Source organism: Microbulbifer maximicatervae (SeqCode), assembly GCF_052467065.1.
The window spans coordinates 3,317,522-3,344,311 of the sequence record NZ_CP174299.1 but is presented as its reverse complement, the minus strand read 5'-3'; the positions used below and the strand labels follow the sequence as shown (position 1 = coordinate 3,344,311).

The window sequence follows — 26,790 nt, the reverse complement described above, 5'->3', positions numbered from 1 at the left end:
TTCCTCTCAGTAGTTAAGAACCTGAGTCTACCCAGACCCACCAAATAACACCAATTTATATTTATTATCTAAAGTATTCCTAAATGGAATTCGAAAGCCAAACTGGGGTAATATCCATCTTCTGGCGTCTCTGCCATTTATACAGGGGCTCAACCGGAGCCTTTATCGACAAACCGCTTCAGGGGAAACAGCTTGGAACTACAGTGGCTGCGGGCATTTCTGGCAATCGCCGAACAGGGTTCGGTATCTGAAGGCGCCGAGCTGCTGCACCTGACCCAGCCCGCCATGAGTAAGCGCCTGGCTGCCCTGGAACAGCAACTGGGCTCCCCGCTGTTCGATCGTATTGGACGGCGATTGCAGCTCACCGATGCCGGTCGCGCCCTACTGCCCCGTGCCCGCCATATACTTAATGAAATCAGCGACACCGAGCGGGAATTGCGCGCTTTGAGCAACTCGGTCAGCGGCAGCTTGCGTATCGCCACCAGCCACCACGTGGGTCTACATCATCTACCCCCGGTGCTAAAAGAGTTCAGCTTTCGCTATCCACAAGTTGCCTTGGACATCGATTTTGTCGACTCGGAACAAGCTTACGAAGCCCTGATGGCCGCCAAATATGAATTGGCCGTGGTCACCCTGGCACTTAAGGAGTATCCGCACCTGAATGCCGAAGTGATTTGGCCCGACCCCTGTGTTGTGGTGGCGGCCCCAGATCACCCCCTGGCAAAGCTGCCGGAACTGGAACTCACCGACCTCGCCAACTATCCCGCCATACTGCCGGATATGAATACCTATACCGGGCGCCTGATCAAAAGAGAGTTTGACACCCAGGGGTTAAAACTCACCGCGAAGCTGGCAACCAACTATCTGGAAACCATTAAGATGATGGCCTGTGTCGGTCTCGGCTGGAGTGTTCTGCCCCACACATTGGTGGACAGCAGCCTGGCAGTGCTGCCAGTCAAAAAGCTGCAAGTACTGCGAAACCTTGGCGTGATCAGTCACCGGGGCCGAACACTGAGCAATCCCGCCAGCGCGCTACAACAGATGTTGTTCGAAGCAGCTATTTAAGAGAGGCAGGAAAAAAGCGACCAATTTACTAACAGGCAATACCCAAACGCACCATTTTTACCAGTGCAAAACGTTAAAGATTTGTAAAAATGTGCAACTTAGCCACGGCACGGGAAAAATTTATCTGTAAACTCCGCGACAAATTCATCACGGAGTGAAGTCAATGAAGAAATCCGCACTTGCCTTGAGTACCCTCCTCGCCTGCGGCACCGCAAGCGCAGATACTATCCTCGGCCTTGATGCTACTGCCGGCGCATGGCTGCCAGGCTACAGCGGTAATATCGGTACCGACGAATACAAGCTGGATAACCTGTCCCTCTCGGAAGATAACATTACCTTCCTGCAGGTTGCCCTGGAACACCCCATTCCCCTGGTGCCCAATGTGCTTCTGGCCCACAGCAATATCGATACCGACGGTGACGATACCCTGGCCACCTCCGTTACTTTTGATGATGAAACCTTCACTGCCAATTCAGAAATCCGCACAGATCTGAACCTCACCCATACCGACGCTACCCTTTACTACGAAATTTTGGACAACTGGGTAAACCTGGATGTCGGTTTGACTGCGCGTATGTATGACGGTGAATTTACTGCAGTGAGCGATACCCAGGCAGAGACTGTCGACCTCACGGGCTACCTGCCAATGGCCTACGGCATGGCGCGCTTTGATCTTCCATTTACCGGCTGGTCTGTAATTGCCCAAGGCAATGCAACGGCCTACCGTGGCGATACCCATACCGACCTGACGGCTAAAGTGCGCTGGGATTTTGTACCGGCTGTCGACTTTGCTATCGAAGCTGGTTACCGCGTAATGACTCTCGACCTGGAAGAGCTCGACGACTTGCAGAGCGATATTGAAATCAAAGGACCATACATCGGTTTCAACCTGCACCTGTAAGCAATCCACCTAGGATTGCTGTTCGCGCTCCCCAAAAACTTTTGCAGCAGTAACGCCTGCGAGGTATAGCTACCTCGCACAATCTGCACTAAGGTGGCCCAGAAGGGGAGCGCAACTCACAGGCAGGGCCATGAATCCATTACTCGAAAAACTCGGAATTTCCCATCCCATCTTTGCAGCACCCATGGCCGGGGTATCCACACCCGCTCTCGCCGCCGCTGTATCCAATGCAGGAGGACTCGGCTCACTTGGACTCGGCGCCTGCTCAGTGGAAAAAGCCGTAGATGAAATTCGTTGTACTCACGACCAGACCGAGCACCCCTTTAATGTAAACCTCTTTTGCCACCAGCCCCCGACAAAAGATCCCCAACGGGAGCAAGCCTGGCTTTCCCATCTCGCCCCACATTTTGCCGCCTTTGATGCACCGGTTCCCAAGCTGATCAATGAACCCTACTCAACATTTATCGGCAATAAGGCCTTGCTGGAAGTTTTGCTCGAGCAAAAGCCACCGGTTGTCAGCTTCCACTTTGGCCTACCGTCAGAAGAGTTTGTCGCCGCACTAAAAGGTGCAGGGATAATCTTGATGGCCACGGCAACTTCTCCTCAAGAAGCCAAACTGGCTGAGGATGCTGGTATCGACGTTTTAATTGCCCAAGGTATTGAAGCTGGTGGGCATAGGGGGGTCTTCCACCCAGAGGGCGACCAGGAAATTGGAACCCTGGCCTTGGTGCGATTGCTGTGTTGCCACAGCAGCCTACCAATCGTTGCTGCGGGTGGCATTATGGATGGCGCTGGCATTCGCGCTGCACTATCTCTCGGGGCTAGTGCCGTGCAAATGGGAACCGCATTTGTCCTCTGTCCGGAATCTGCGGCCTCCGACAGCTACCGCAGCGCCTTGCAAAGTGAGCGCGCACAGCACACAGAGATCACCGCCAATATTTCCGGGCGCCCCGCTCGCGGTATCAGTAACCAATTCTATAAAGCACTAGATAAGGGCGCTCCCCCTCTGCCGGATTACCCGATCGCTTACTCCGCGGGCAAAGCCCTGGCTCAAGCAGCTGCAAAAGCGGGCAATGACGAATATGCCGTTCAATGGGCCGGACAAGGAGCCCCTCTCGCACGAGCCCTGCCCGCAGCCGGATTGGTGACAGCTTTAGTAGCAGAGCTGGAAGCGAGTAAATGAAGGGAGCTATTGGCCACTACCATTTATAGAGCTGCACAATTAAAGAGATACAATCTCCGAACACCACCCTTCATCGTCACGCTCAACGCAAACTAGTTGGCTGGCTGTATCACTCGCGCTGACAATCTCACCTTCGGGACCCCAAGCTGCACTACAGCCGGCTGTGGAATAACCACCTGTCGGCTGATTAAAGTTCGCAATAGCCACCAATAAATTGTGCTCCAAAGCATAATTTGCCAACTGTTGACTATCCTCCGGGTATCCCGTCGGAGTAATCAATACCCCCGCCACATAAACTGAAGCCCCCTGCTTTTCATAGGCGGCAACATGACCTGGGTTACACACATCTGCACAAATAGCCAGAGCTACGGTCTCACCTTCGATGTTCAGTGATAGATATTCAACTCCGGGAACAAACCACTTTTCTTCTCCAGGGTGCAAATGTATTTTCAAATAAACAGAAATCTCACCCTGAGGAGAAAATACGAGCGAACCGATCGCAATACCATTCTTCTGACGAATAGGCGCACCCACAACTAGCCAAACACCACTGTCAGCTGCCACCTCCGCTAGAGGGCTTAACTGTGGATCGTCGATCTTAAGCGCTAATTGTTCAGCCAGATCCGGCTCATAACCAGTTAAAGAAAGCTCAGGAAATACCACAATAGAGGCCTTTCTCCTTACTGCGACTTTTACAGCATGGATATGTGACTCAATATTGCGTTCTATATTTCCTTTCACTGACGGCAACTGTGCCAATGCCAGTTTAAACCTGCCCATCACCCCCCCTTCAGATCACCACTTAAATACAACATGAACCGAATAAATTACTGTATATGTTACACCACAAGTAATAAGCATCGATTCTTGATTGTGTTAATTTTTAAGTTTCTTCCAGCTATAGAATCCCTATCCTTAAATAAACAACCTAAATTTTCTTCAGGTATCTATTTAAAAAAAATAGTTGACTGAAAAAATAAAAACCAGCCAAGATAAAGATTTAGACTCTAATCTTAGAGAGTTTGCATTAAGAGCAGCGGAGACAAGAATCAATCCACAGCAGCTAGCAGTGACAATTGGGAAACGGCAGGTTACTGAGTCAGCGCTCTTTTCCAGCAAGCGTTGCATCAACCATCTCCCCGCATGATCCAAGATAGTTATGAGGGTCAAGAAGTTGATCTAACTCCGCATCAGAGAGAGCCCCCGACACCTGTTTATCTTCCTTTAACAAGTCAGAAAAAGGACGACCCGTCTCCATTGCCTGGCAGCAAATCTGGTAAACCAAATCGTGGGCATTCTCACGCCCCAGTTTCGGTCCCAGTCCCATCATTACAGCCTCAGAGAGCACTAAACCTCCTGTCATTTCCAAGTTTCGCATCATTTTTTCTGGAAATACCTGAAGTCCTTCTAGCGCAAAACGTGCCTGGGATAATATCGATGCGGTAAGGCAGAATATTTCCGGCAGAACAATCCACTCTATCTCCCACGGGCCCGTAGCCCGCTCATGGTCTTCAACCATCGCTTCCAGCAAAGAGGCAACCTGCTGTCTAACCACTGGGACAGTACCGCTGATAAGAACTGCTGATAGAGGGTTGTGCTTTTGGGGCATTGTACTAGACGCTCCCCGGCCAGATATAAGAGGCTCCGCCACCTCCCCGACTTCTGTCTGTGCCATTAGTTTTATATCGAGGGCTATTTTTCCCAAGGTGCCAGTAATCAGCCCCAATAGACAAGCCACTTCGGTAACGCGATCTCTCATCGTATGCCAGGCGATACAAGGGACTCCGAGATCGAGTTCCTGCATAATTCCTCTTTGAACTTCTAGTCCCTGATGCCCCAGGGAAGAAAGATTACCCGCCGCACCACCAAATTCCCCTACAAACGCCCGAGACTTTATCTCTTTTAAGCGCGATTGATGGCGATGAATACCAGCCAACCAAACAGCCGCCTTGTAGCCGAACGTTATAGGTACCGCTTGTTGAAGATTGCTACGCCCAACCATAGGCGTATCCCTGAAACGCTTGGCCAGGCTCGCTAAAGCATCTGCTATCCCATTGACCTCCGTCTCAACAATTTCAAGCGCCGCCCTAATCTGTAAGACGGTTGCCGTATCCGTAATATCTTGAGTAGTAGCCCCCCAATGACACCACTGACCTAAATCTCTACTACACAGTGACACTAGCTGCTCTACAACACCCAGCACCGGGTAACCAATCAGCTCCGTTTGCTCCTTGAGCTTTACAAAATCTATCTGCTTGGCGTCACAGTGTTGAGTAATGTCCTCTGCAGCCTCTGCAGGGATTATTTTTAACCGGGCCTGTACTTTAGCCAGCGCCGCTTCAACATCGAGATAGCGCTGAACACGCTGTTCATCCGAGAAAATCTTCCGCATTGCTGAAGTACTAAAAATATCGCAAAAAACGACCGAATCAATCGCGGTTGCTCTCATATCAAATCACGCTTAACGAGATGCCTAGACGCCAGAAAATCAAAAGCACAATAACATCAGACTAGCCAAGGAAAAGATATCCTAAAAAATTAACCTAAGAATCGAGGCGCCAAGAATATGGGGAACTAGAGGCGCCGCTAATCAAGCACATTAATCCAACCTAAGAGAATTGAATACAACAAGCTAAAACATACTCCTGATTACATTACCCCCTATCTAAACAGCATCCTAAAGCGAATTTAATCCATTAAATTCAACCCCAAAAAACAAACTCTATTTGATATATATCAATTTAAAAAACAAAAGTATTGCTAACCTATGCCGACGTAAAAAATATAAATAAAATGTGGATTATGAGCATTTCATTTCAACCAAAAGATCTTGACGCTCTTCATCTAGCTTTGCACACTCATCCAAGCAGAAAAACTGCTAGCACGCCCACCAAAATAAGCTGCAGCACACAAGAAAACTACCAAATGAATTTCCTGGTAGCGACTAACTTTAAATACTTAAAACATCAGCCTTATCAAAACAGCAATTAAACTTAAATAATTAAAGCCGCAAATACCTAAAATTTCACCAGCCATGTAGTAAACACCAATACACACACCACTGCATAGCATACTTTATCCCTAAAATTGAAGGAGCAGTTCGGGATGAACTTACCACTATCAACTGAAACCATCTATAACAAACAAGCTCACAGCTGGAACCGCTCTGAGAAAATCCTACTCAGTGATTTCACCGCTCGCCCCAAAGTTTTGGAAGCAATCGGAGATATCTCCGGGAAAAACATATTGGATATGGGCTGCGGTGAAGGCTATGTATCCAGGATGCTACTTGATAAGGGAGCAGGTTCAATCTTTGGTGTTGACTCTTCCTCAGAGATGATTTCCCAGGCAAAGGAAACAGCTTCTGCTGGAAATTTGACGAAAGCAGAATATGCAGTTGGAAATGCCGTTACATTTACAGAATTTCCTAGAGATAAGTTTGACCATGCTATTGCTGTATTTCTTTTCAACTATCTGACCATAGAAGAAATGACAAAAGTCATAAGTAAGGTCAAGAGTCTATTAAATAAAGGGAGCACCTTTATTTTTACAGTGCCTCACCCTTGCCTTCCGTTCATGAGGGAAGAAGTTCCTCCATTTTACTTTCAACACGGCAACATGACTTATTTAGATGGTATAGATCAAACATTTGAAGGAAAAATATGGCGCAGAGATGGAAAACCAGTTTCAGTGCGATGCGTGCATAAAAATTTTTCACACTATTTTGAAGCTCTGGCACAAGCTGGTTTTAAATCCCTACCAACTGTTCAAGAACTCTCAGTGACTCAAGAGCACCTCGACCTAGATCCAGATTTTTTCTCACCACTAGCCGGCTATCCACTACACGTATTATTTAAGGTGCAAGTAAATGACTAACTTAGCCCCATGTGAAGTAGTTCAAGCTCAAGCCTGGACTGCTAATGATATGACCGCAACTTCCAACTGGAAGTTTCTGTGGCCTTCAAACTGGAAATCTGAGGTCGAGGCTTTGGAGAGCTGGGCCAAACAACAAAACAACCCGATTGAAAATCTGACCCAAGAATCAGTTGCCACACCTGAGTTCGACCAACTTGCCAACCAGATAAAAAATGAAATAGAGCATGGTAGTGGTGTGGCATGGATACAAGGCGAGGAATCATTAAGCAAGCCAACGCTTAACCTACTATTTCTAAAGCTTAGCCTGGCAATGGGCAATACTATAGATACTTATGGCCGGCTTTATGGGATTCTCGACACAGGAAAAGACTACACTAGCGAAGCTATTCCTGTGTCTCAGACAAATGCACCCACTGGCGTCCATACTGATAGCTCACAACGTACCGTACAACCAAAGATACTTGGATTATGCTGCCTTACTCCGGCAGTTGAAGGTGGAAAATCGAAAATCGTTTCTGCGGCTCAAGTTCATGAAAACTTGCGAAAAACTGCTCCACAAAAACTAGAGATCCTGTACAACAACTATATTAGAGATTTAGTTACTCCAGGCAGTGACAAAAACATAAAAAGCATACTTGAGAACTGTTTTCCTATTTTCGAATATTCAAACGAAAAGCTCAGCATTCGTTATATGCGGTACTGGATTGAGAAAGGGCATCAGCGCGTGAACCAGCCTTTATCAAAAGAAGTACTTAAGGCTCTGGATATACTAGATAAGGAATTAAACAGTGCGGAGAATACATTAAGCTTCTACATGAACTCTGGAGATATGGTCTTCGTTGACAACACCAAAGTCCTACATGATCGGGATGGATTTATTGATACTCCGGATCAGAAGCGGGTTTATACCAGGGTATGGATTGATTAGGCTCCATCTAATCAACCCATAAACCATATACTCTTTAGCAGAACACCATCACTTTGTGAGCTAATAATTTACGAAATGCTGATTGGCAGCCTAAGAAAAACTGGAGAAGTACTTTAAACACTTCTCCAGCTTTAACGGGTGAAAGATCTCCCCGCAAAAATTTCTATTAACTTCCAATTAAACCTAACGATACCGAATACCTACTAAAGGCAGGCTAGTCTTTTTATTAACACCTCAAACACCGGACTTATGAAGCTGGAGGCTTTTGGTGGGCAAAACGAGGCCAGCTTCTCAAAGCTTCATGCTTTAACTTACATGGTTTCACTTGCCTGATTTTGACCCATGCATGCAGCAAAAGATAGGTTGCATGACATGGGATTATAAGGCATCACAGACGCTGTATTTGAACGTGCTGAATTTTACCACCATATACAACCACATCTTCCAAACCGGAATACTCTACTTTCTCTCCAGCATGTGTTTCACCTGTAAAGTTAAAGTTGAAATGAACTATCCCGGGTTTGGTTTCTGTAACACTGCATACTTCCCACTCAAGCTTTGAAAACATACCATGATGAAGTCTCTGCATAGACATGATGTCATTCACACCTAAGAATAGATCTCCTTTTCCTGACCTGAATGTGGAGCTTTCACAAAATAGTTTTGTGATTTCATCAAAGTTACTTTCGTTTGAGAGTTTGAAATAATACTCTGCTATCTCCAAAGAACTCATCATCTTTTATTCCTCCCGATTACACATACCTGAGTTGTAGCATAGACCTACTCATAAGCGCAACGCTTTACTCAGGCCATCACCGGGATAAAGCTGCTTTGGTCTACAGCACAAAGCGAACAGAACATAGGATTCAGCAATTTGTTATGCTTTACTCCAAATAATTGAAAAAACAACCCACATAAATATAGGAGTATTGATTCCTAGTGATAAAACACCAAAATTTTGAAAACGTTTAAGCTTGGGCTTCCATCTGCTTTTGTAAATTTTACTAAACCGAAACGGTTCGCCTATTTCCTTACTTGAAATAAACATCGAAGTTATCATGATCAAAGCAGCGACAACCAATATGATTGATTTTATCAAACCACTCAGTTGAGTAAAAATCACAACCCACCAAGAAATCGGAACTACACACCCAACAAAAAAACCTACCGCAAATAATGCTCTATATTTCATCCGACCTTTTTAAAAATATAACAATTCAAACACATGTATGCTTTAGCGCGTCCATTTGATTTATTAAAGCTTGGCACCATCTACTTCCATTGCTGCTTTCGATAAGTCTTCCAATTCCTGAGACGCATATTACTGCGATAATAATCATCCCAAGAATTGGGTAAACACTTAGGATTTCGACGCCCTCTAATTTTAATAAAAACACCAACTTCACTTATACTAGAAGCATAAAATTTCTTCATTTCATTTTTTGCATGAGGATAACGAAAGTAGTCGGAATAGCTCATACTAACCTCCAGTAGCTATAAATTGCTAATGAAAGCCATACCCTTTTTCTCTAAGTATTTTTCTATAATTCACGATTCTGCCCCTCAAAGTGATTTAACACTCAGCTCAAAAGAAGTGCCTATATACCTCCTCCCTATACTATTCTACCACCTCCAGTCAAAGCCAGCTCAAAAACCGAACGATACGGGACACTTATTAAGCATGGGCAGGCCTTACACACAACACCTCAATCAGCCGACTGAATTAGTGGTCGACAGCTTTAAATTGTTATGACCTTTCACACACAGAAAATATGCCCATGCAATTAGTATAATTTGCAGTGGCGCACGTAATAACAAATAAACAGGCCCCCATTGATGCCCGCCAAGACCAATACCGTTTAATGCCGCATAAATATTTGCAGGAAAGAAAATAACGAAAACTACAATAGCAAGCCATGCAGCATGGAGCTGATATCTTGGCACAAAAAGAGCAATGCCTATCAATAGCTCAATCAATCCAGTGAGATAGATTATTGCTAGGCGGAAAGGAACCCCAGACGGTAACATTTCCACCATGCCCTCCGTTTTAACAAAGTGCCCAACGCAGAAGAATATGAAGGTTATTCCCAATCCCCAATAGGCGTACTTTTTAACATTCAGAGGCTTGCCGCTAAACTTTGAATAAATAAAAGAGATACCTAAGGGACTAGACAACAGTAAAAGAATAATTATTGGAGTTACCATAGTTTCCTCATAACGCTAAGCTCACCCACAGAGACGCATTCGCGCTGGAGCCGGTGACAGCGCCTTGTGTGGTTGTTCTTGCCCGATTCTGATATTGAAAGTACTTTTCGCTAACGGGTAAATTGGGAGCCATCTTCGGTGGCCACCGAAGACCCTGTTAGTTACAGTTCATTGCTGAACCGATTAGTTTATATAGACCATTAAAGAGTACGAACGTGACAGATATCCCCAAGGCACAACTCAGATAGTTATGTGGACCTAAAACCCGAATAGCAAGGTGGAGATAGCTTATCGTATGAAACCTCAATAGATCAATGTCAGAATTGATACCGGCAATAAATAACTCGATATTCATGTGAGATCTACAGGCCAATTCTTTAGTGTCACCAATAAAAATTTCATTAAGCCATTAAGGATGCCACTCAACTTCAAAGAATATTAGCAGAGTCTACATAAAGACTCGAATTAGAGTTTGTTTGTGCACGGAGAAAGCAGACTCCCCCCCTAAATATGATCGTGAAAAATAACACCTACCGAGATAAAAGTATGGCTTAAAAAATTTACGAGCAACCATAGTCATTTGCTATGAGGGCCTCTCACTGCGACGTAATCCCAATGACCGAACTGATTGAGAGTGATTGTTTACAGCTGGGGGATACTCCCTCTGAGCAGCAATACTGGATAGTTATCGCCGTATCATAACCCGATGCGGGCATATGAAGTAAAACACTGGGTTGCTCACTGCCGACTTTATAATCCATAGAAGAGCTTGAAATTTTCTTTTTATCAAGCAATAGAAAGGTTTGAACCCGTCCCGCTAAGCAACTTTCGAGTTTGTTAGCAAACTCAAGCTGATATAGAAAAGTATCAACACTTCCAGAATCTATTTTTTCCAACTTAATAGACAGCAAGTCAGCATTTGCTCGTGTTACTTCAGTATTTTTAGGTAGGCCATAGGCCATAGGCCATAGCTTCGCCACAAAGCGCTAAAAATAAAAATTTTAGAACATGCTTTAACATAGCTGGTTTAGCTCATAATGGCGGATTCAGGCTCGCCAGGAGCGAAGCTCCACTTGTGTATTAAGGGGAGCGCAGCAACCTTACACTCAAAAGTACGTAGCTTTGGGTGTCGACTGGAACCTCTTGTTGTGTAGGAGGATTACCATATGATACTTGCAATTACTATTACTGCTACAATATACAAAACACCATTAATCGCAGTACGAATAGTTAACGGTGGGTCAGATTCTCTAGCGCTCAATTTCTTATATAGATAAATACTACTTAAGCTAACAAATACACATATCGTAGCAATTACATAATCTTGAACGCTAGGCACTGCCTTGTCTGTAAGAATATATGCAAAAAAAAGCAAAATACCTGATATAGGAAGCCCTATAGCTGTATATGCACTTAGCAGTACGTTTTTTGTTTCCTGTTCATTCTTCACCTCGAACAAAACGCTTAAATTAGGTACTTCTTAGGCGTCATCTGGGTTTACAGGTTGTATGAATTTACTTGATATTATTCTGCCTCTTAAACCTGCGCACCTTTGTGCGGATATTTTTCATTGGAGATGAGGTATTAAACTGGATCATCCTCCCAAGGGTGTAACTTTTATACCAACTGTGTCCATAAAGTTCATCATTGCTCAATGAGTCTACAAGCTTCAGTATTTTTTGTATTGTAAACTGGAATTCTGTCAGCAACTGTTTATAAGACCAATCCTTATAGGATGCATGAAAGTGCTGCGCTAGCTTCCCAAGCTCATTCCAGCTGTAACCTTTTTCTGGAAAATCTACTTCGAGATTATTTGCCCTAAGCTCATGCCATTTTAGGACAAGACCTCCCCAGCCGATCAGATATGAAATAGTATCAGAAACGCTTATTTCTGTGTTTTTTATATTACCTTCAACACCAATCTCCCTCGAAAGCTCCTTGGGAATCCCCATATAATCAGCAAATAAATTTTCATAAGAATTTTCAATCGAGGAGATTAATTCTTCTTTATTTTTCGAAATTGAAGACATAGCTATCAATGGTTACTCGATTACAGAGTATTTACATAACATTCGGACTTGCAGCGGGCGAAGCGTGGCGTAAGCCATTCGACCGCGATAGCGGCAAATAATATGTGCTTGTTCAGTGATTTAACACCCACCATCACCATCGCCTCCATCTCCACCACCAAAATTTCCTGAATATCCACTGCCAAGGTAAGCGCCAGAGCTAGAGCCCTGAGTTGTTCCAAACTTTACAATAAACCACAGCACACTGGAAATTAGGAAGCCAGTGAATACTAACGGGGCAAAAACTGAGTTAAGCAAATTTTCGGAAGTAAGATCGATCATATACCAAGATCCGACTAGGCCGAAAAAATTAATTATGAATGATTTCATTTGCTCCCCTTGTACCACTTAACACCTACGGAGACCCATAGGGCCGTAGACACGGCTGCCTGTGATTGTTATTTCTGTATACACTCGCCGTCCAGATTGTAGCTTATTTTGCGCTTCACGCCATGAACCGGGGCAGTTACGCCTATTAATTCCTTAGGCACTAACTTGTATTTCATAAGAGCTTTTCTAGCTGCCTCATCAAATACACCTTCAGGATAAGAATCTATGATTTTAACATTTTCAAAAAAACTACCAGGCATTACCGTCACTTCGAACTCTACCCAACCCTCTATGCAATTTTTAAGTGCCTCTAAAGGATAATTTGGCCTTACATAAATTATTGTTGCCGACGCAAATCCGGACACTAGAGAAATAGTGAGAATGAAAGTTATTGGAATGCTCTTCATGTTCTTATTCTCATAGCACTAAGATCAGCGGCGGCTTACTTCGTGAACATTTAACATGCATATTGGAGCGCAGCAACGGTATAAAAAGCGCACAAAGTAAAAGGTCAGCTACATTGCCTTGTTAAGGCTACTTACCAATTATGAAATTTGTGACATTCTGGTGAGCCACACTGTAATGATTTTAGATATATTGCATGTTTTTTAAGCGCATCAGTACGAAAATTAGCCATTGATATGATGCAGTTCATCCCTATACCCTGACCAAACCTTAGATGCTGTGAATTACCTTCATAGTTACACATGGCTTCTCTAAACTCTTCCCACTTTATTTGGGCTTCGACAAAGCTGCTCTTTGGCTTATGTTTTCCATTATCATCTTCAATCAAAGACAAGGCCGCTTCATATGCTTCTTGAAGCTGTTTCTCAGCTTCATCTCTTTTTATCTTCAGACACATCGAAGTTTCATGTCTTGTTGCATAGTCACACGGATTTTTAAGAACACCATCGATACATACTAAATTTCCTTCAATCTGGTGCCGCTCACATTCATCACCTATTTGTTGGCAATACGCAATTGTTGGTAAAGATAGTAGTATGGCTATTATAAATCTCAATTCTCTCTCCCTATGCCTGGTCTTGCCCACAAAAAGTAGACACTCTAACTATGCGTATTTTCGCTCATACTCTGCTGGACTTACATAGCCCAATGCAGAGTGCCTACGAACCCTATTGTAGAAAATCTCAATGTATTCAAACACCTCAGATTTTGCTTGCTCTTCGCTTTCGAATGTTCCGGCATAGACCAGCTCGACTTTTAGCCTGCTAAAGAATGATTCCATTGCCGCATTATCCCAACAGTTAGCCTGGCGACTCATACTCGGCTTGCACTTGCTTTCGGACAAGAGATCCTGGTATTTCTGCGATCGATATTGCACACCCCTGTCAGAGTGAACTAGCAGTCCAGGCTTTATTGGTCGTCGCTCTAGGGCCATTTTCAATGCTCGACGTGTCAATTCATCGGTCATCTGCGAGTCGAATGCCCAACCTACAATACGTCGAGAGTACAGATCCATAACTACCGCGAGGTATAGCTACCTATCCAGAACCCAGATATACGTAATGTCACTGGTCCAGCGGCAATTTGGTCGATCCACATCAAAGCAACGCTTAAGTAAGTTGGCGGAGACGTTAATGCTCCCCTCCACGGGCTGACTATATCGAAAGCCTTTGCCGTTTCTCGCTTTAATATGTTCCTGTTGCATAAGCTTAGCGACGTAGTTCCGCGAGCATGGCTCACCTAACCCTTGAAGCTCGCAAGCAATTCTAGGCGCGCCATAACGACCTTTAAACTCAGCAAACGTCTCTCGGATTTTCTCGATTGTTCGTATCTCTCTAATCGTGCGAGCAGATGGCAATCGCCCCCGCCATCGATAATAACCCGATCTTGAGACTTCTAAACACCGACACATCAAGCTAACCGGGAATGACCCTACATGCTCTTGTATCAATGCGTACTTTACTCTTGGTGGTTCGCAAAGTACGCAGCTGCCTTTTTTAGAAACTCAACCTCCTGACGAGCTTCATGCAGCTCCTTCTTGAGTTTGCGAACTTCAGCGCTTTCCTGTTTGGAATAGTCGACACCGTCTAAACTATTGAACCGCTTATCAGACAGTCGATTAAATTGACGACGCCAGTTGTAGATCTGCTGTGCGCTGACGCCTAGCTCTCGCGCCACAGAAGCCGTTGTTGCTCCAGGCTTTTCCGCTCTCTTAACTGCTTCTCTGCGGAACTCCTCCGTATACGCCTGAGTTCTTTTCTTACCCATGATACACCTCCGTGTTAGGCCTAAACCTAACTATACAGGGTGTCTACTAAACGTGGGTAAGTCTTATGCATAACGCCGTGCCAAGGGGCGACCGCTTGCGGGCGTTCCGCGGAGCCAGCCTGCTGGCGGAGTAAACTTAGGCACCTGGTTAAATGCTAGCTTCATGACCATATTATATCGTATTTGTATCCATATGTATTTATGTGGTCTTTAGCCAAAAAGTAGGTACTAAAATGATCACTGTAGTTTATGCTATTTCTGTTTTCGAATTGCCAAAATTAGACTACACCTTCGTCACTTACTTCAAAACTGACATAAGCAATTGCTTTATCATACATTTCATCTAATTCGAAGGAAGTATAATTCCACGTTTGTTTGATTAGTTTGGCAAGGTATTTAACTTCATCTTGATAAAACCAATCGCCAGAAGCAACAATTTCTTCTTTTATTATTTCTGGTTCCCACCCATCAGGTAGTTTGTAATTATTCATCTTGCATTTAACGCCTAAATATGAGGCGCATTGTTTTAATGCGCGAAGCGCTGTTAATGCGTCCTGCGGCGTAGCCGCGAACATAATTTTATTGTTAAGTGCCCGCATCACGGCAAACAATTTTGACAGCTACAAGGGCTACAACACCAACTAAAAACTGTGCTGGAGGTATAAACACTAATAACCACCAACTTTCTCTACAAAACACCTCATCAAATACAGCTATCTCGCAGCCCAATAAAGCCGATGGAACAACAATGAAATGAAAGCCCAGCATTAAAATGACCAAGCTCAATTTGGCTACTCTATTTCTAATTATGAAGAAAAAAAGAATGCCTAAGGCTATTACTCCTACATTTGTAGTCCAAAAAATGATCTCAGGTATCGAGTCGAATTCTTCCATGCCTATCCTTAGCACTTAACACCGGTAGGGTAGGCCGTCCAGGCAGCGCGTATTTTGCGCTGCCGATGTTGCCTACCCTTGTTATGCTTGGGTGCCCCAGCCAAATATTAAAATTAGGTTAATTAAACTTAGACATAAGCCTACAGCTATGAATATACCTACCCACAACCAAAACTCAAATGGCGCAGTTTCTTTACTGACAATAGAAAACTTACTCACAATTACACCTGTTTTGAACGCATTAGCCAAATTTGCTATTGGGTAAGCCGACAAGATAGACCAAGCCAAAATTACGATGACACTCTTGCTGCTCAGATCGTTTGCATATTCAGAAAATGCAAAAAGCAATATGCCCATAAGAATTGAGCAAAATCCTACTAAAGTGAATAGTGGCTTTAAAGCAGCCCTGTTTCTGTAGTTGCTAATAATTGTATTGCTCATGATACTAGGAGGCATAACGCCTCAATAACCGGCAGCAGGAACGTAGCGAAGCGCAGTGTAAGCTGTCCGGCGCCGAAGGCGCGTAGTTCATTGATTTGTTAAACATAATACACCACCATTGCCACTAGAACTAAAAGTAACAACAGGTAGATTGGTTTGATCTCGATGGAGCCGGCATTCTCTGCCTCAGCCTCTAGCTTCAGTAGTTTTTCGGTATCGCCAATATTGTTTAGGAGCATTTTATTTGAGAATTTCGCAATCCTAATACTCCATTCATTAGGGCCAAGCTCTTCTAAAGAGTCACAAAGGGCAATCAGCTCTCTAGATTCTTGTTCGGGGAGACTTTCAATAACCTCAGAGATCAAATCATGCAACTCGATAATATCCATTAGATGTTTAACGCTTTTAGCACCTGCGCCGCAGGCGTCGGGTGCCTAAACTTGTTAAATGTTGCACATATTCGGCTATTGTGATTCCGCCTGCAACACCACCAATTAGTGGAAACGCTAAAAATTGTGCATGATAAAAATCCACTGCTTGAACTCTTAGGCTATACAAAGCCAAAAGCACAACAGAAATAGCGAGACCTACATTAAAAACAACGTACTTAGAAACTCCCAAATTCTTTGCGAGAACCAAGCCCACCATTCCTGAAAGTAGTCCTTGAACAAAATAGCTCTTAATATTTAGAAATACATCCAAATAGAGAGGCAAATCGAACAGACTTGGAGGGCGAAAGTAAAGTGAGGAGCAGAACATTACACTCACCATAGCTACAACAAGTACTGCGTATTTCCCGATCTTATTCATATGACATTTAACGCCTTGCTTTGGGGCAGCCGGAACAAAGCGAAGCGGCGAGTAGGCTGTCCCAGCCACGTAGTGGCGACAACAGCAACTTGTTACGTGTTGGGCTTACCAATACCAATTGTTTCAAAGTACTTACCTTCCGGTGATTCTGTTACAGGGCGCCACAGCCATAAGCCTAAATCCGGTATTTCAAAAGTATACCCATCATCTTCGGAATGTGGCACCAAACCTGTTATTTCTTGTATTTTTTCTAGGGACTGAGGTACCGGCAAGTTAAGTACCTTAATACCCGACATTAATATTTCAAAACCACTATCCCGTGACAACTCTATGCTTTCTACTTTTGGAGATGAACCCTCATAGAATATTTGAAAGCCTGAAGAATAGAATGCATCTGTGGCATGCACAGAAGTAGGAGTTTTTATGAAGCTCTCTGGTTCTACACCCATGAATTTAATGGCTTCGGAACGGTTCATTCCCAATTTTACAGGACCAATTCCTATTTTTGGTTTCACTTCAAATTGCATGACTTTCTTCTTTAGTGCTCACGACTTAAGACACGTAACGCCGCCGGCAGGGGCAGCTTACCTTGTGCGCGTTTTGCGCAAAAATGGGAGCAAAGCGACCTGCGCAAAAGGTGCACAAGGTAAGCTGTCCCGCGGAGGGCCGCAGGCCCGGAGCAAATTGCCCGGCTTTGTTATGTGGCCCCAAGGGAGCGTCTTAGCAGCCCTCTTGTTCCGATGGTGGTATAAACGGAATTGAAGAATGAAGCCTATTCTGTATACACCCACCATGAGAATACATAAGCTGTGTTTCCTCATCACCGAGGCCTAAATTGATAGTCACAGCAGGTTCATCTTCTATCAATTTACCGCAAAAACAACAGATACATTTAGTACCGAAAGCCTCAGATAAAGCCCTTCTCAGTTCTCTAATCCACATAGATACTCCGATAACCCGAGGACACATAACGCCGCAAACAGCGGTCGAAGTAAAGTGGCGCAGCTTTTGCGCAAGCAAAAGGTGTGACGCTTTGCGGCGTCCGCTGCTTTGCCTTGTTAACTGTGCTCACAGGATTACTATTTCGCCATTTTCTTTGATACCACATGGCCACATTCCTCGTTTAAAGAGGTGAAGTATCTCCGTCCACTTCCCAATCTGGTTGGAAGCATTCTCGTGTGCAGCCTGCCTTACGCAGAACAGAGCTGCACCTTTAAGACTCTCAGTATAATCATGCGGGCCATCTATCAAAAGGTGGCGTTTTTCCTTCACTTTTCGAAGTGAGGTGAGCGCGACTTTGTATGATTTCGAAGCTAGTTCTTTGGCACTGTCTTTGTCTATATCAGTGACAGTAACTGGAAAAGGATTTGTATCATCTCGACTAGTTGGCAGCCAATCCCAGCGGTAGTCTGTATCCAATACAGAGCTGACAGGCTGAGCTTCAACAAGCCAGTCTATTTCCTCGATCATTTTTAAGAAGTCTGAACTTTCCATGACAGTTAACGCCTTGCTAAGGGGCAGCCGAAACGCAGTGTAGGCTGTCCCGCGGAGGCCGCGCTTTTTGCGGCCGGAGTGCACTTGAGCAACTTGTTATATCGCATTATTCGAAGCACCTTTTTATCAGGTAACCACATACCCACGCCAGACCAAAAAAGATACCTGATATGGCAAGCAGACCAAAGCTTGCACCAACTAGCTGAAGAGTGAACTCTTTGTCAGTAGATGCAAGCTCGGCAATTAGTGCTCCGATTATACCAACACCGAAAATACTGAATGCAACGAGACTGATGAGAATAGAAAAGAACACTAGAGGCTTTTGTAACCTCTTAAACTGTATTCCTAACAGTATTGCTTCTATTAATACCATGGTTGAATCTTGTGTGCCTTATAACGCCGCCAACAGCGGCCGACCGTAGGAAGGTCCAGCCAGCTTGGCTGGCGATGCTGCTTGGCCTTGTTAAGTGACTCAACGATCATAACTAGGTTTCCCCAGCTTAATTGGATTTATGTTTTTTGAAACCCATTTAACAGCATATTTTTGAAGCTGACTCGTTTCATCTATTAATATATCAATGTCAGATATCAACTCTTTTAGAATAGATATCTCGTCTTCTTCTAGTGAGTTATGTGATGAAATATGCTTAATGTAGGCATTGCACATCTGACGATAAGCTCCATCCCAATTTCCACCGCCGTTTCTTAACAGTTCATCTGCTACCCTGCCTGCAATACGGATAACTTCACCCTGTACGGTCAATGCTGGCCCTTTGGACGGGATTAGATAGTCCCACAAGTTATCGTAATTCTGTTCCCAAGTGTTTCCTGTAAGTTCAATAGTAGATTTTCCATCATGAACTATGCGGGCTTGTACCGGAGTAACGTGGAATAAGGAGTATAACTTCGTTAAGGCATTACTATATTCATCTACGCGATCTTTGTTGAAGCTATCCCTATGGAACTCGAATCTCTCTCCAATGGCTTTAACAAACTCTAGCATTCTAGGCGTTATTTCCGCGCCACGTTTAAGGAATACCTCTATCAATTCACACATGCGAGGAATATCGATATTGTTGCAACGCTGTAAACCATATTCCAGCGGATTCAACCCAGATGAGTTAACCGCATTAATATCAGAGCCCGCTGCAAGGAGGATTTCTGCATTTTCCGGTTTTTGATAAGCTGTAGCGCTATGTAGCGGAGTATTCCCACTTTTATTTCTATAATTTACATCTGCACCAAGCTTTATCAGCATATCCAGATTTGGATATCTAGAACTAGCTCTTAGGTGAAGCGGGGTATCGCCATAAGTATTTAAGAAGTGTATGTCAGCACCATTACCTACAAGCCACTCCGATAGCTCATCGGGGCAGTCATTAAAGCCAAGAGCTGATTGTTTCCCATACCCACCATAGGCATCAATTTCGCATTTATCGAAGATGGCTTTTAGCGTAGCAATATCATTTGATTTGATAAGTTCATCGAAATCCTTAGGTAGTGTTTTTCTTTTCTTTGGCATCCTTGATCTCTCTACTCCCCGGTGGATATTTTTTTACTTAACAGTTAATTCAAAAGCAGCGTCTATATATCACCCTTCTATATAATTCTACCGCCCTCAATCAAAGCCCGCTTAAAAACCCAATAAAATCAAAAAAATACATTGAGTGGCACGAAACGAAACAAGTAGATATAAAGCAGCGTCTTTATAATTCCGCGCTCTCCCTGCTTTATATCATTTTTCACATCCTTTAAAAATCAACAAGTTATAGAATTTTCCCCAGAAATAGGAGCAGCGTCTTTTGAATTCTGATATACGAAGCAGGACTTAGTTATCAGTACTGTATTTCATCAGCCTACTATGTACATATGTCCCAGCTGGAGGGATGCGCTACCGCGTAAAGAATTGGCTTGCTTAGTACTCGACCTTACTGAGTCAGGAATCTTTTTTATTGAGATCAGCAGCAGACTCATTAGAGCAAAGAAAAGTGACGGTCCTTACCCCAAAGACGAAAACGTCCCGCTTCCCTACAAGGCTCTCATAAAATCACAGGGTCGCTGCTGGCCATTTCACTTGCAGTTGATAAGCCATCCATAGTGGTTTGCCCCCCACTCTGCTATTCTGCGCCCCCTATAAAGAAGCCCTTCGAACTTTGGCCTGGACCTTTCTGTTCAGATCTTTCCCGATTGCATGCTTCAGGAACATCAGGTTTGGGCTTGCCGTTCATTATTTGATCGAACGCTTCTGCTTATTAAGCCCCCGAGGAAACCTGCCCCCTACCCCAATCTGAGCCGGCCGCCACTCCTGCGGGGCTCTTGGGGTTTGCAAACACTTTTGTAACTTACTGATTTTCTTAGAAAAAATGCCAAAAACCGCAAACAAGACCAAGGCCGCGAAACCCGAACACACCCCCATGATGCAGCAATACATGCGCATCAAGGCCCAGCATCCCCAAGAGCTGGTGTTCTACCGCATGGGGGACTTTTACGAGCTGTTCTTTGATGATGCCAAGAAGGCGGCTGAGCTGTTGGATGTCACCCTTACTGCCCGTGGTAAGTCCGGGGGGGAACCTATCCCCATGGCCGGTATTCCCTACCATGCAGCTGAGGGCTACTTGGCGCGGCTAATTAAAGCTGGTGTTTCCGTTGCCATCTGTGAACAAATCGGTGATCCCGCCACTAGCAAAGGGCCGGTTGAGCGCCAGGTAGTACGTATTGTTACTCCGGGCACGGTCACCGACGAGGCACTTCTCAACGATCGCCGCGATAACCTCCTGGCTGCTATTTCACACTTGGGCGATGTATTTGGCCTGGCACTGCTGGACCTGGCAACCGGTCGTTTTGTGGTTCAGGAAACAGATACTCTGGAAGCCCTGGCCGAGCAGGTGCAGCGCCACAATCCCGCTGAACTGCTTGCGCCGGAAGACCTTTGCCTACCGACTGAGATCGAGCGTCGCGCGGGCGTGCGCCGCCGCGCACCTTGGGAGTTCGAGCTTGAGAGCGCTTTGCGTCTGCTCAACCAGCAATTCGGCACCATGAACCTGGAGGCCTTTGGTTGTAGCCATATGCACGGTGCTGTTATCGCTGCCGGCTGTTTGCTGCAATACGCACGGGACACCCAGCGTACCGAGCTGCCCCATATTCGCGGCCTGCTGACGGAAAGTGGTAATGAGACAGTCGCCTTGGATGGTGCCAGTCGCCGCAATCTGGAGATTGATCTGAACCTGAACGGTGGCGATGACAATACCCTATTGTCGGTCTTCGATAGCTGTAAAACCGCTATGGGTAGCCGCTTGCTGCGCCGCTGGTTTAACAACCCCTTGCGCCAGCTGACCACCTTGCGCAACCGCCAGGACGCCATCGCAGCGTTAATTGCCGATTATGGCTTTGAGCCTCTGCGTGATGCCCTCAAACCTGTAGGCGATATGGAGCGAATCCTGGGCCGTTTGGCACTGCGCTCTGCACGCCCTCGGGATTTGGCTCGCCTGGGCCAGTCCCTAGCTCAATTCCCGGAAATCCAGCAACAGTTGGCAGAATCTGACGCAACTTTATTGAGTGAGTTGTGCAGCCAGATCGGCGAGTGGCCTGAAACAGTAGAGCTTCTGCAAGATGCCATTATTGAAAACCCTCCGGTAGTAATTCGCGACGGTGGCGTTATTGCTACCGGCTACGACGAAGAACTGGACGAGCTGCGCGCTATCAGTGAAAACGCCGGCGATTACCTGGTGCAACTAGAGCAGCGGGAAAAAGAGCGCACCGGTATCCCCACCCTTAAGGTGGGTTACAACCGGGTGCACGGCTACTTTATTGAAATCAGTCGCGGGCAAAGCGATAAGGCGCCAGCTGAATATATTCGCCGCCAGACCCTGAAAAATGCAGAGCGCTTCATTACTCCCGAGCTAAAGGAGTTTGAAGACAAGGCGCTCTCCGCCAAGAGCCGCGCGCTAGCTCGTGAAAAGGCATTGTACGAAGAGCTGATCAATCAGCTGAATGAGTCCCTGGCAGAGCTCCAAGCCGCTGCTGCGGGTATCTCCGAATTAGACGTGCTGGCATGCTTGGCCGAGCGCGCTGACGATTTGCGCCTGTGCCGTCCCGAACTGGGCACTGAGCCTGGTCTGCATATTACCGGCGGGCGCCACCCGGTGGTGGAGCAGGTATTGGACGAGCCCTTTGTGGCCAACGATATTGAGTTGCACGACGACCGCCGCATGTTGGTGATTACCGGTCCAAACATGGGCGGTAAATCTACCTATATGCGCCAGACAGCATTGATTGCCCTGTTGGCCCACTGTGGCAGTTACGTACCCGCCGACAGTGCCCAGATCGGCTTGCTCGATCGTATCTTCACTCGCATCGGCAGTGCCGATGACCTGGCCGGTGGCCGCTCCACCTTTATGGTGGAAATGACCGAGACCGCCAATATCCTGCGCAATGCCACCGAGCACAGTTTGGTACTGATGGATGAGATTGGCCGCGGTACCAGCACTTACGACGGTCTGTCCCTGGCCTGGGCCTGTGCCCACTATCTGGCGGGGGAAGTGCGCGCCTTTACACTGTTCGCCACCCATTACTTTGAACTGACTGATCTGCCCAGCCAATGCTCTGAGGCCGCCAACATCCACTTGGATGCCACCGAGCACGGCGAGGGAATTGTCTTCCTGCACCGCATCCAGGAAGGGCCCGCCTCTAAAAGTTACGGGTTGCAGGTGGCTAAACTGGCCGGCATCCCCAGTGATGTATTGACCGAGGCCCGCGCGCGCTTGGCAGCATTGGAAGCCGGCGCCCAGTCGGTAGATGTGCCAGCTCCTATTGCTACGCCTGCATCGGCCCCCAAACAGGAGCCGGAAGAAGCCGCTGTGCCAATGGCTGCGGGCCCTGGTTCCCCCCAGCAGGTAGATCTGTTTGGCAGCCCGAGCCACCCGGCCGTGGATGCCCTTGAGGAGCTTGATCCAGACGATTTGACGCCACGCCAGGCACTGGAAGCGCTCTATTCTTTACGCAAGTTACTGAAGTAAAAGACCGGGCGACCCTGGTCGCCCAATTCATCCTGTTATAAACAGTGAACTAAATCGACTGAAAAGCCACTACAATTCGCGCCAGTAATTGATAAAATCCGCTGCACGAAGAATTCAGTGGCACTATCGAGGGACAAACATGACATTCGTAATTGGGGAAAACTGCATTAAGTGTAAATACACCGACTGTGTAGAGGTTTGCCCGGTAGACTGTTTTTACGAAGGCCCCAACTTCCTGGTAATTCACCCAGACGAGTGTATCGACTGCGCCCTGTGTGAGCCGGAGTGCCCCGCCAACGCGATTTTCTCTGAGGATGAGGTTCCGGACGATCAGCAGGAATTTATCGAGTTGAACGCAGAACTCGCCGAGGTATGGCCCAATATTACTGAGAAGAAAGACCCATTACCGGATGCCGAGGAGTGGGACGGCAAGAAGGGCAAGCTGGACCAGCTGGAGCGCTAAACAAGTTCAAAGAAAAAAAGCCGTCATTGACGGCTTTTTTTCTATCTGTGGAAACCCCAAAAAATGAAAATAATAATTAATGCTATTTGCATTTGGCTTTTTGTATTTTCAACCTGTGCCCAGGCAATTACCGGCAAGGATAAATGGGTAGCGCTTATTTTTGATGAGGGACCCTCCCCCGACAAAACCGAGCCACTGTTAAAGCGGCTCGAATCTTTGGAAGTGACCGCCACTTTTTTCCCTACAGGGCAGGAAATGGAAAGGTACCCGGAGCAGACCCAGGCAATCATTCAGGCTGGCCATCAGTTAGGCAACCATGGTTACTCACACACAAACCTTTCCCAGATGCCTTTGAGCAGTGCCAAGGAAGAGATTAAAAAAACCTGTCGGCTACTACAAAGTAATGGCTATACCAGCAAGCCCATGTTTCTCCCTCCTCACGGAAAGATGTCTGACGAGCTGGGCACGCTTTTAAGCGATCACCAGTTCAAGATTGCTCACTGGGATATCGATCCTACTGAGCAACTGGAAGCAGGCGGCGCTCAAGTCGCAGCTGACTATATATCCCAGAGGGCAAAAGACGGAAGTGTAGTTCTGCTGCATCCCATGTATGGTCAGCACCATCAGGTAATGGAGGCCCTGCCCCTCATTACTGCGCAACTCAGGCAAAAGGGCTTCCAGTTTGCCACACTGGAGCAACTAACCCTGATGAAAGCAGGCGACCATTTGGAACCTGTGGAGCGGGACTCTATCAATTAGCGGAACGGGAGCCCAAGGCTCCCTCCACTCTATTGGGAGCCTCTTATGTTGCGCTGGGCTGTCACCTTCCTGGTTATTGCGCTGATCGCCGCCTTCTTTGGCTTTAGTGGCATCGCTTCGACCGCAACTGAAATAGCCAAGATTCTTTTCTTTATTTTCCTTGTGATGTTTGTGCTGGCACTAATTTTCGGCAGACCCAAGTAGAACAGCCGCCCAAGGGCGCCTGTTATTACTTCTTGTGAGGCACTCGGGTCGGCGCCAGGCTGAGCACTTCAGCAATGTGATTGGCCCCCAGTACCATCTCCATTACCCCCAACGCCTCAAGAATCTCATCATCACCGGCACCGAGCTTTCGCGCAGCGGCGATCAGGTGCTCGCGATGGTCATCAGGGGCGCTGTTGGCATTGCGCGCCAAGTCAAACAGGGCGTGCTCTTTTTCAGAAAAGTGCACATGCTTGGGGTCAGTGCGAATCCGCATCACTTCATCGGTTTCCACCCCAAGCATTTGCAGAGACATACTGTGATGGTAAATGCCATAGTCACAGTGGTTATCGGCTGAGACTGCCAGGCCAATGGCTTCTTTCAGCTGCGCCGACAAACAGCCGTGAATCATCACCGTCTTAAACTTGTACCAGTTTGCCTCAAGCAATCCGGGGTGTTGGGCGTAGACACGGAACAGACTGGGGATTCCCCCCAGCTCGTCATCAATCTCAGCAAAAACCCGGGCTACATCATCGGAAGCTGGGTGCTCGACCAACGGAATACTGCTCATTATTCACCTACCTGTCATCGCCGGGTGTCCGAGTGGCATAAATTACTTTCTGGCACGACATAACACTGTATATAATCACAGCATGAGAAAGATTATCCACTGTGATTGTGACTGCTTCTACGCTTCGGTCGAAATGCGTGACGATCCCAATCTCCGTGGACGCCCTTTGGCCGTTGGAGGCAGTAGCGACCGGCGCGGAGTGATCTCTACCTGCAACTATGAAGCCCGCAGCTATGGGGTTCGCTCCGCGATGCCTACCGCCCAGGCCAAGAAACTGTGCCCTGATTTGATTGTAGTACCCGGCAACATGGCTAAGTACCGGGAGGTCAGCGGGCAGATACGGGAGATATTTCTCGACTACTGCGATGATATTGAGCCCCTATCCCTGGACGAAGCCTTCCTGGATGTCACCGACAGTGGCCGCTGCCACGGCAGCGCTACCCTAATCGCTGAGGAGATCCGGCAACGGGTGCGCGGCACACTGGGTATCACAATTTCTGCCGGGGTGGCCCCGAATAAATTCCTGGCCAAAATTGCCAGTGATTGGCAGAAGCCTGACGGATTGACAGTCATTACGCCGAGCGAGGTCGATCAATTTGTTTTGCGCCTGCCTATCAACAAAATACACGGCGTGGGACGGGTAACCGCAGAGAAAATGCATCGACAAGGCATTCGCACTTGCGCGGATTTACGCAATTTTTCACAAGTTGAACTGAGTAAGAAGTTTGGCAAATTTGGCCGCCGCCTTTACGACCTTTGCCGTGGTGTTGACGATCGCCCGGTAAGCGGCGATGGCTCCCGCAAGAGTGTTAGTGTCGAGCGCACCTTTCGCGAAGACTTATCCAGTTTTGACGAATGGCTGGAACAGCTGACAGAGCTGTATATGCGTCTGCTGGAGCGCCTGGAAAAACTCGGCGATCGTTACGAAGTAAATGGCGCCACCGTTAAAGTAAAGTACGCAGATTTTACTACCAGCACCCACGAGCGCAGCAGCCGTGCCGGGCGTATTTCTGAATTCCGCCAGCTACTGAAGGAGTGTCGAGAAAAACGCCCTGCTCCCATCCGCCTTCTTGGGGTAGGCTTGCGACTCACAGACCTCCGGGCGGGTCAAGGCCCTGTTCAATTGCCACTACCCTTGCCGGAGCAAGCCTCTTTTTGACGTTTGATTGCTTAATTAGGCGCATCATCACTTATTGATAAATCTGGCGTTGGCCCTTACCCGAGCAACCACCTCTCAAACCAGAGGCAACTATACTTCGCAAGCCCGAAGATTCGTATCTGTCGTACCGTGACATCGGCTGAAATTATAAGTACTGGCCAGAGAATAATTGCGACGCAGAACCATACTACAAT

33 protein-coding genes are annotated in these 26,790 nt (G+C 46.5%); 10 read left to right on the top strand and 23 right to left on the bottom strand.

Features of this window, described 5'->3' with window-relative positions; all coding sequences use genetic code 11:
- Positions 1–192 precede the first annotated feature (192 nt).
- The 3 genes from ACJJI1_RS14755 (at position 193) to ACJJI1_RS14745 (ending at position 3,149) form a co-directional block, all read left to right on the top strand.
- Positions 193–1,065 carry a LysR family transcriptional regulator gene (locus ACJJI1_RS14755; RefSeq protein ID WP_444957133.1) on the top strand — a complete coding sequence of 291 codons (873 nt, stop codon included), beginning with the start codon at positions 193–195 and terminating at the stop codon, positions 1,063–1,065.
- Between the two features lie 163 nt (positions 1,066–1,228).
- The gene (locus ACJJI1_RS14750; RefSeq protein ID WP_282931864.1) at positions 1,229–1,966 is read left to right on the top strand and encodes a TIGR04219 family outer membrane beta-barrel protein; all 738 of its coding nucleotides are present in this window, start codon (positions 1,229–1,231) and stop codon (positions 1,964–1,966) included.
- 130 nt (positions 1,967–2,096) lie between these two features.
- Positions 2,097–3,149, top strand: a complete 1,053-nt coding sequence (locus ACJJI1_RS14745; RefSeq protein ID WP_444957132.1) for an NAD(P)H-dependent flavin oxidoreductase — start codon at positions 2,097–2,099, stop codon at positions 3,147–3,149.
- Between the two features lie 39 nt (positions 3,150–3,188).
- Here ACJJI1_RS14745 and ACJJI1_RS14740 read toward each other — a convergent pair whose 3' ends face one another.
- Positions 3,189–3,929, bottom strand: a complete 741-nt coding sequence (locus ACJJI1_RS14740; RefSeq protein WP_444957131.1) for a carbon-nitrogen hydrolase family protein — start codon at positions 3,927–3,929, stop codon at positions 3,189–3,191.
- Positions 3,930–4,248: 319 nt separating this feature from the next.
- Positions 4,249–5,541: a class-II fumarase/aspartase family protein gene (locus ACJJI1_RS14735; RefSeq protein ID WP_444957130.1), complete on the bottom strand. Its 1,293-nt coding sequence runs from the start codon at positions 5,539–5,541 to the stop codon at positions 4,249–4,251.
- A 713-nt stretch (positions 5,542–6,254) separates the two neighbouring features.
- On the opposite strand from ACJJI1_RS14735, the gene ACJJI1_RS14730 reads away from it, so the two are divergent.
- Positions 6,255–7,025 carry a class I SAM-dependent methyltransferase gene (locus tag ACJJI1_RS14730; protein ID WP_444957129.1) on the top strand — a complete coding sequence of 257 codons (771 nt, stop codon included), beginning with the start codon at positions 6,255–6,257 and terminating at the stop codon, positions 7,023–7,025.
- Positions 7,018–7,953 (top strand): TauD/TfdA family dioxygenase, encoded by a 936-nt coding sequence (locus ACJJI1_RS14725; RefSeq protein WP_444898082.1) that lies wholly within the window; start codon positions 7,018–7,020, stop codon positions 7,951–7,953. The genes ACJJI1_RS14730 and ACJJI1_RS14725 overlap by 8 nt, the downstream gene beginning before the upstream one ends.
- Before the next feature lie 388 nt (positions 7,954–8,341).
- Here the strand turns inward: ACJJI1_RS14725 and ACJJI1_RS14720 are convergent, their stop codons facing one another.
- The 20 genes from ACJJI1_RS14720 to ACJJI1_RS14625 all read right to left on the bottom strand — a co-directional run bounded on the left by ACJJI1_RS14720 (position 8,342) and on the right by ACJJI1_RS14625 (position 19,950).
- On the bottom strand, positions 8,342–8,689 hold the full coding sequence (locus tag ACJJI1_RS14720) for a hypothetical protein (protein ID WP_444957128.1): 348 nt from the start codon (positions 8,687–8,689) through the stop codon (positions 8,342–8,344).
- A 141-nt stretch (positions 8,690–8,830) separates the two neighbouring features.
- Entirely contained in the window at positions 8,831–9,145 is a 315-nt protein-coding gene (locus ACJJI1_RS14715; RefSeq protein ID WP_444957127.1) for a hypothetical protein, read from the bottom strand.
- 80 nt (positions 9,146–9,225) lie between these two features.
- On the bottom strand, positions 9,226–9,432 hold the full coding sequence (locus ACJJI1_RS14710) for a hypothetical protein (RefSeq protein WP_444957126.1): 207 nt from the start codon (positions 9,430–9,432) through the stop codon (positions 9,226–9,228).
- A 231-nt stretch (positions 9,433–9,663) separates the two neighbouring features.
- Complete coding sequence (locus ACJJI1_RS14705) at positions 9,664–10,158, bottom strand: DoxX family protein (protein ID WP_444957125.1); 495 nt, start codon at positions 10,156–10,158, stop codon at positions 9,664–9,666.
- Between the two features lie 596 nt (positions 10,159–10,754).
- Entirely contained in the window at positions 10,755–11,120 is a 366-nt protein-coding gene (locus tag ACJJI1_RS14700) for a hypothetical protein (protein WP_444957124.1), read from the bottom strand.
- 552 nt (positions 11,121–11,672) lie between these two features.
- Entirely contained in the window at positions 11,673–12,188 is a 516-nt protein-coding gene (locus tag ACJJI1_RS14695) for a ClbS/DfsB family four-helix bundle protein (RefSeq protein ID WP_444959388.1), read from the bottom strand.
- Between the two features lie 20 nt (positions 12,189–12,208).
- Complete coding sequence (locus ACJJI1_RS14690; RefSeq protein ID WP_444957123.1) at positions 12,209–12,373, bottom strand: hypothetical protein; 165 nt, start codon at positions 12,371–12,373, stop codon at positions 12,209–12,211.
- Positions 12,374–12,625: 252 nt separating this feature from the next.
- On the bottom strand, positions 12,626–12,964 hold the full coding sequence (locus ACJJI1_RS14685) for a TonB family protein (protein WP_444957122.1): 339 nt from the start codon (positions 12,962–12,964) through the stop codon (positions 12,626–12,628).
- A 131-nt stretch (positions 12,965–13,095) separates the two neighbouring features.
- Positions 13,096–13,578 carry a lysozyme inhibitor LprI family protein gene (locus ACJJI1_RS14680; RefSeq protein ID WP_444957121.1) on the bottom strand — a complete coding sequence of 161 codons (483 nt, stop codon included), beginning with the start codon at positions 13,576–13,578 and terminating at the stop codon, positions 13,096–13,098.
- A 48-nt stretch (positions 13,579–13,626) separates the two neighbouring features.
- On the bottom strand, positions 13,627–14,037 hold the full coding sequence (locus ACJJI1_RS14675) for an IS3 family transposase (RefSeq protein ID WP_444957120.1): 411 nt from the start codon (positions 14,035–14,037) through the stop codon (positions 13,627–13,629).
- 18 nt (positions 14,038–14,055) lie between these two features.
- Positions 14,056–14,433, bottom strand: a complete 378-nt coding sequence (locus ACJJI1_RS14670; protein WP_444957119.1) for an IS3 family transposase — start codon at positions 14,431–14,433, stop codon at positions 14,056–14,058.
- Positions 14,434–14,480: 47 nt separating this feature from the next.
- Positions 14,481–14,789, bottom strand: a complete 309-nt coding sequence (locus ACJJI1_RS14665; protein WP_444957118.1) for a transposase — start codon at positions 14,787–14,789, stop codon at positions 14,481–14,483.
- A gap of 278 nt (positions 14,790–15,067) precedes the next feature.
- The gene (locus ACJJI1_RS14660; protein ID WP_444957117.1) at positions 15,068–15,280 is read right to left on the bottom strand and encodes a hypothetical protein; all 213 of its coding nucleotides are present in this window, start codon (positions 15,278–15,280) and stop codon (positions 15,068–15,070) included.
- 94 nt (positions 15,281–15,374) lie between these two features.
- Positions 15,375–15,683: a hypothetical protein gene (locus tag ACJJI1_RS14655; RefSeq protein WP_444957116.1), complete on the bottom strand. Its 309-nt coding sequence runs from the start codon at positions 15,681–15,683 to the stop codon at positions 15,375–15,377.
- Between the two features lie 81 nt (positions 15,684–15,764).
- Positions 15,765–16,139 (bottom strand): hypothetical protein, encoded by a 375-nt coding sequence (locus tag ACJJI1_RS14650; RefSeq protein ID WP_444957115.1) that lies wholly within the window; start codon positions 16,137–16,139, stop codon positions 15,765–15,767.
- 83 nt (positions 16,140–16,222) lie between these two features.
- A complete protein-coding gene (locus ACJJI1_RS14645; RefSeq protein ID WP_444957114.1) occupies positions 16,223–16,513 on the bottom strand; it encodes a hypothetical protein in 291 nt (96 codons plus the stop codon).
- A gap of 16 nt (positions 16,514–16,529) precedes the next feature.
- Positions 16,530–16,934, bottom strand: a complete 405-nt coding sequence (locus ACJJI1_RS14640) for a hypothetical protein (protein ID WP_444957113.1) — start codon at positions 16,932–16,934, stop codon at positions 16,530–16,532.
- Between the two features lie 92 nt (positions 16,935–17,026).
- The gene (locus ACJJI1_RS14635) at positions 17,027–17,461 is read right to left on the bottom strand and encodes a hypothetical protein (protein ID WP_444905962.1); all 435 of its coding nucleotides are present in this window, start codon (positions 17,459–17,461) and stop codon (positions 17,027–17,029) included.
- 541 nt (positions 17,462–18,002) lie between these two features.
- The gene (locus ACJJI1_RS14630; protein WP_444957112.1) at positions 18,003–18,428 is read right to left on the bottom strand and encodes a hypothetical protein; all 426 of its coding nucleotides are present in this window, start codon (positions 18,426–18,428) and stop codon (positions 18,003–18,005) included.
- A 472-nt stretch (positions 18,429–18,900) separates the two neighbouring features.
- A complete protein-coding gene (locus tag ACJJI1_RS14625) occupies positions 18,901–19,950 on the bottom strand; it encodes an ankyrin repeat domain-containing protein (RefSeq protein WP_444957111.1) in 1,050 nt (349 codons plus the stop codon).
- An 841-nt stretch (positions 19,951–20,791) separates the two neighbouring features.
- Between ACJJI1_RS14625 and mutS the strand changes: the two genes are divergently transcribed.
- The 4 genes from mutS to ACJJI1_RS14605 all read left to right on the top strand — a co-directional run bounded on the left by mutS (position 20,792) and on the right by ACJJI1_RS14605 (position 24,869).
- Entirely contained in the window at positions 20,792–23,443 is a 2,652-nt protein-coding gene (gene mutS / locus ACJJI1_RS14620; RefSeq protein WP_444957110.1) for a DNA mismatch repair protein MutS, read from the top strand.
- Positions 23,444–23,582: 139 nt separating this feature from the next.
- Positions 23,583–23,906, top strand: a complete 324-nt coding sequence (fdxA, locus tag ACJJI1_RS14615; RefSeq protein WP_108732342.1) for a ferredoxin FdxA — start codon at positions 23,583–23,585, stop codon at positions 23,904–23,906.
- A 63-nt stretch (positions 23,907–23,969) separates the two neighbouring features.
- Positions 23,970–24,665 carry a polysaccharide deacetylase family protein gene (locus ACJJI1_RS14610; protein ID WP_444905967.1) on the top strand — a complete coding sequence of 232 codons (696 nt, stop codon included), beginning with the start codon at positions 23,970–23,972 and terminating at the stop codon, positions 24,663–24,665.
- 45 nt (positions 24,666–24,710) lie between these two features.
- A complete protein-coding gene (locus tag ACJJI1_RS14605; RefSeq protein ID WP_282931841.1) occupies positions 24,711–24,869 on the top strand; it encodes a DUF1328 domain-containing protein in 159 nt (52 codons plus the stop codon).
- A gap of 25 nt (positions 24,870–24,894) precedes the next feature.
- On the opposite strand, the gene ACJJI1_RS14600 is transcribed toward ACJJI1_RS14605, so the two are convergent.
- Positions 24,895–25,437: a carboxymuconolactone decarboxylase family protein gene (locus ACJJI1_RS14600; protein ID WP_413664916.1), complete on the bottom strand. Its 543-nt coding sequence runs from the start codon at positions 25,435–25,437 to the stop codon at positions 24,895–24,897.
- An 82-nt stretch (positions 25,438–25,519) separates the two neighbouring features.
- Between ACJJI1_RS14600 and dinB the strand changes: the two genes are divergently transcribed.
- Positions 25,520–26,596, top strand: a complete 1,077-nt coding sequence (gene dinB / locus ACJJI1_RS14595; protein WP_444905968.1) for a DNA polymerase IV — start codon at positions 25,520–25,522, stop codon at positions 26,594–26,596.
- Positions 26,597–26,790: the final 194 nt, after the last annotated feature.

Excerpts from the sequence above, each read along its gene's own strand:
- ACJJI1_RS14685 (WP_444957122.1), bottom strand. The coding sequence starts at position 12,964 with ATGAAGAGCATTCCAATAACTTTCATTCTCACTATTTCTCTAGTGTCC.
- ACJJI1_RS14705 (WP_444957125.1), bottom strand. The coding sequence starts at position 10,158 with ATGGTAACTCCAATAATTATTCTTTTACTGTTGTCTAGTCCCTTAGGT.
- ACJJI1_RS14605 (WP_282931841.1), top strand. The coding sequence starts at position 24,711 with ATGTTGCGCTGGGCTGTCACCTTCCTGGTTATTGCGCTGATCGCCGCC.
- ACJJI1_RS14640 (WP_444957113.1), bottom strand. The coding sequence starts at position 16,934 with ATGAATAAGATCGGGAAATACGCAGTACTTGTTGTAGCTATGGTGAGT.
- ACJJI1_RS14720 (WP_444957128.1), bottom strand. The coding sequence starts at position 8,689 with ATGATGAGTTCTTTGGAGATAGCAGAGTATTATTTCAAACTCTCAAAC.
- ACJJI1_RS14645 (WP_444957114.1), bottom strand. The coding sequence starts at position 16,513 with ATGGATATTATCGAGTTGCATGATTTGATCTCTGAGGTTATTGAAAGT.
- ACJJI1_RS14715 (WP_444957127.1), bottom strand. The coding sequence starts at position 9,145 with ATGAAATATAGAGCATTATTTGCGGTAGGTTTTTTTGTTGGGTGTGTA.
- ACJJI1_RS14625 (WP_444957111.1), bottom strand. The coding sequence starts at position 19,950 with ATGCCAAAGAAAAGAAAAACACTACCTAAGGATTTCGATGAACTTATC.
- ACJJI1_RS14725 (WP_444898082.1), top strand. The coding sequence starts at position 7,018 with ATGACTAACTTAGCCCCATGTGAAGTAGTTCAAGCTCAAGCCTGGACT.
- ACJJI1_RS14630 (WP_444957112.1), bottom strand. The coding sequence starts at position 18,428 with ATGGAAAGTTCAGACTTCTTAAAAATGATCGAGGAAATAGACTGGCTT.
- ACJJI1_RS14750 (WP_282931864.1), top strand. The coding sequence starts at position 1,229 with ATGAAGAAATCCGCACTTGCCTTGAGTACCCTCCTCGCCTGCGGCACC.
- ACJJI1_RS14660 (WP_444957117.1), bottom strand. The coding sequence starts at position 15,280 with ATGAATAATTACAAACTACCTGATGGGTGGGAACCAGAAATAATAAAA.
- ACJJI1_RS14735 (WP_444957130.1), bottom strand. The coding sequence starts at position 5,541 with ATGCGGAAGATTTTCTCGGATGAACAGCGTGTTCAGCGCTATCTCGAT.
- ACJJI1_RS14635 (WP_444905962.1), bottom strand. The coding sequence starts at position 17,461 with ATGCAATTTGAAGTGAAACCAAAAATAGGAATTGGTCCTGTAAAATTG.
- ACJJI1_RS14670 (WP_444957119.1), bottom strand. The coding sequence starts at position 14,433 with ATGTGTCGGTGTTTAGAAGTCTCAAGATCGGGTTATTATCGATGGCGG.
- ACJJI1_RS14650 (WP_444957115.1), bottom strand. The coding sequence starts at position 16,139 with ATGCCTCCTAGTATCATGAGCAATACAATTATTAGCAACTACAGAAAC.
- ACJJI1_RS14740 (WP_444957131.1), bottom strand. The coding sequence starts at position 3,929 with ATGGGCAGGTTTAAACTGGCATTGGCACAGTTGCCGTCAGTGAAAGGA.
- dinB (WP_444905968.1), top strand. The coding sequence starts at position 25,520 with ATGAGAAAGATTATCCACTGTGATTGTGACTGCTTCTACGCTTCGGTC.
- ACJJI1_RS14700 (WP_444957124.1), bottom strand. The coding sequence starts at position 11,120 with ATGGCCTATGGCCTACCTAAAAATACTGAAGTAACACGAGCAAATGCT.
- ACJJI1_RS14675 (WP_444957120.1), bottom strand. The coding sequence starts at position 14,037 with ATGGATCTGTACTCTCGACGTATTGTAGGTTGGGCATTCGACTCGCAG.
- ACJJI1_RS14695 (WP_444959388.1), bottom strand. The coding sequence starts at position 12,188 with ATGTCTTCAATTTCGAAAAATAAAGAAGAATTAATCTCCTCGATTGAA.
- ACJJI1_RS14600 (WP_413664916.1), bottom strand. The coding sequence starts at position 25,437 with ATGAGCAGTATTCCGTTGGTCGAGCACCCAGCTTCCGATGATGTAGCC.
- ACJJI1_RS14710 (WP_444957126.1), bottom strand. The coding sequence starts at position 9,432 with ATGAGCTATTCCGACTACTTTCGTTATCCTCATGCAAAAAATGAAATG.
- ACJJI1_RS14665 (WP_444957118.1), bottom strand. The coding sequence starts at position 14,789 with ATGGGTAAGAAAAGAACTCAGGCGTATACGGAGGAGTTCCGCAGAGAA.
- mutS (WP_444957110.1), top strand. The coding sequence starts at position 20,792 with ATGCCAAAAACCGCAAACAAGACCAAGGCCGCGAAACCCGAACACACC.
- ACJJI1_RS14730 (WP_444957129.1), top strand. The coding sequence starts at position 6,255 with ATGAACTTACCACTATCAACTGAAACCATCTATAACAAACAAGCTCAC.
- ACJJI1_RS14745 (WP_444957132.1), top strand. The coding sequence starts at position 2,097 with ATGAATCCATTACTCGAAAAACTCGGAATTTCCCATCCCATCTTTGCA.
- ACJJI1_RS14655 (WP_444957116.1), bottom strand. The coding sequence starts at position 15,683 with ATGGAAGAATTCGACTCGATACCTGAGATCATTTTTTGGACTACAAAT.
- fdxA (WP_108732342.1), top strand. The coding sequence starts at position 23,583 with ATGACATTCGTAATTGGGGAAAACTGCATTAAGTGTAAATACACCGAC.
- ACJJI1_RS14610 (WP_444905967.1), top strand. The coding sequence starts at position 23,970 with ATGAAAATAATAATTAATGCTATTTGCATTTGGCTTTTTGTATTTTCA.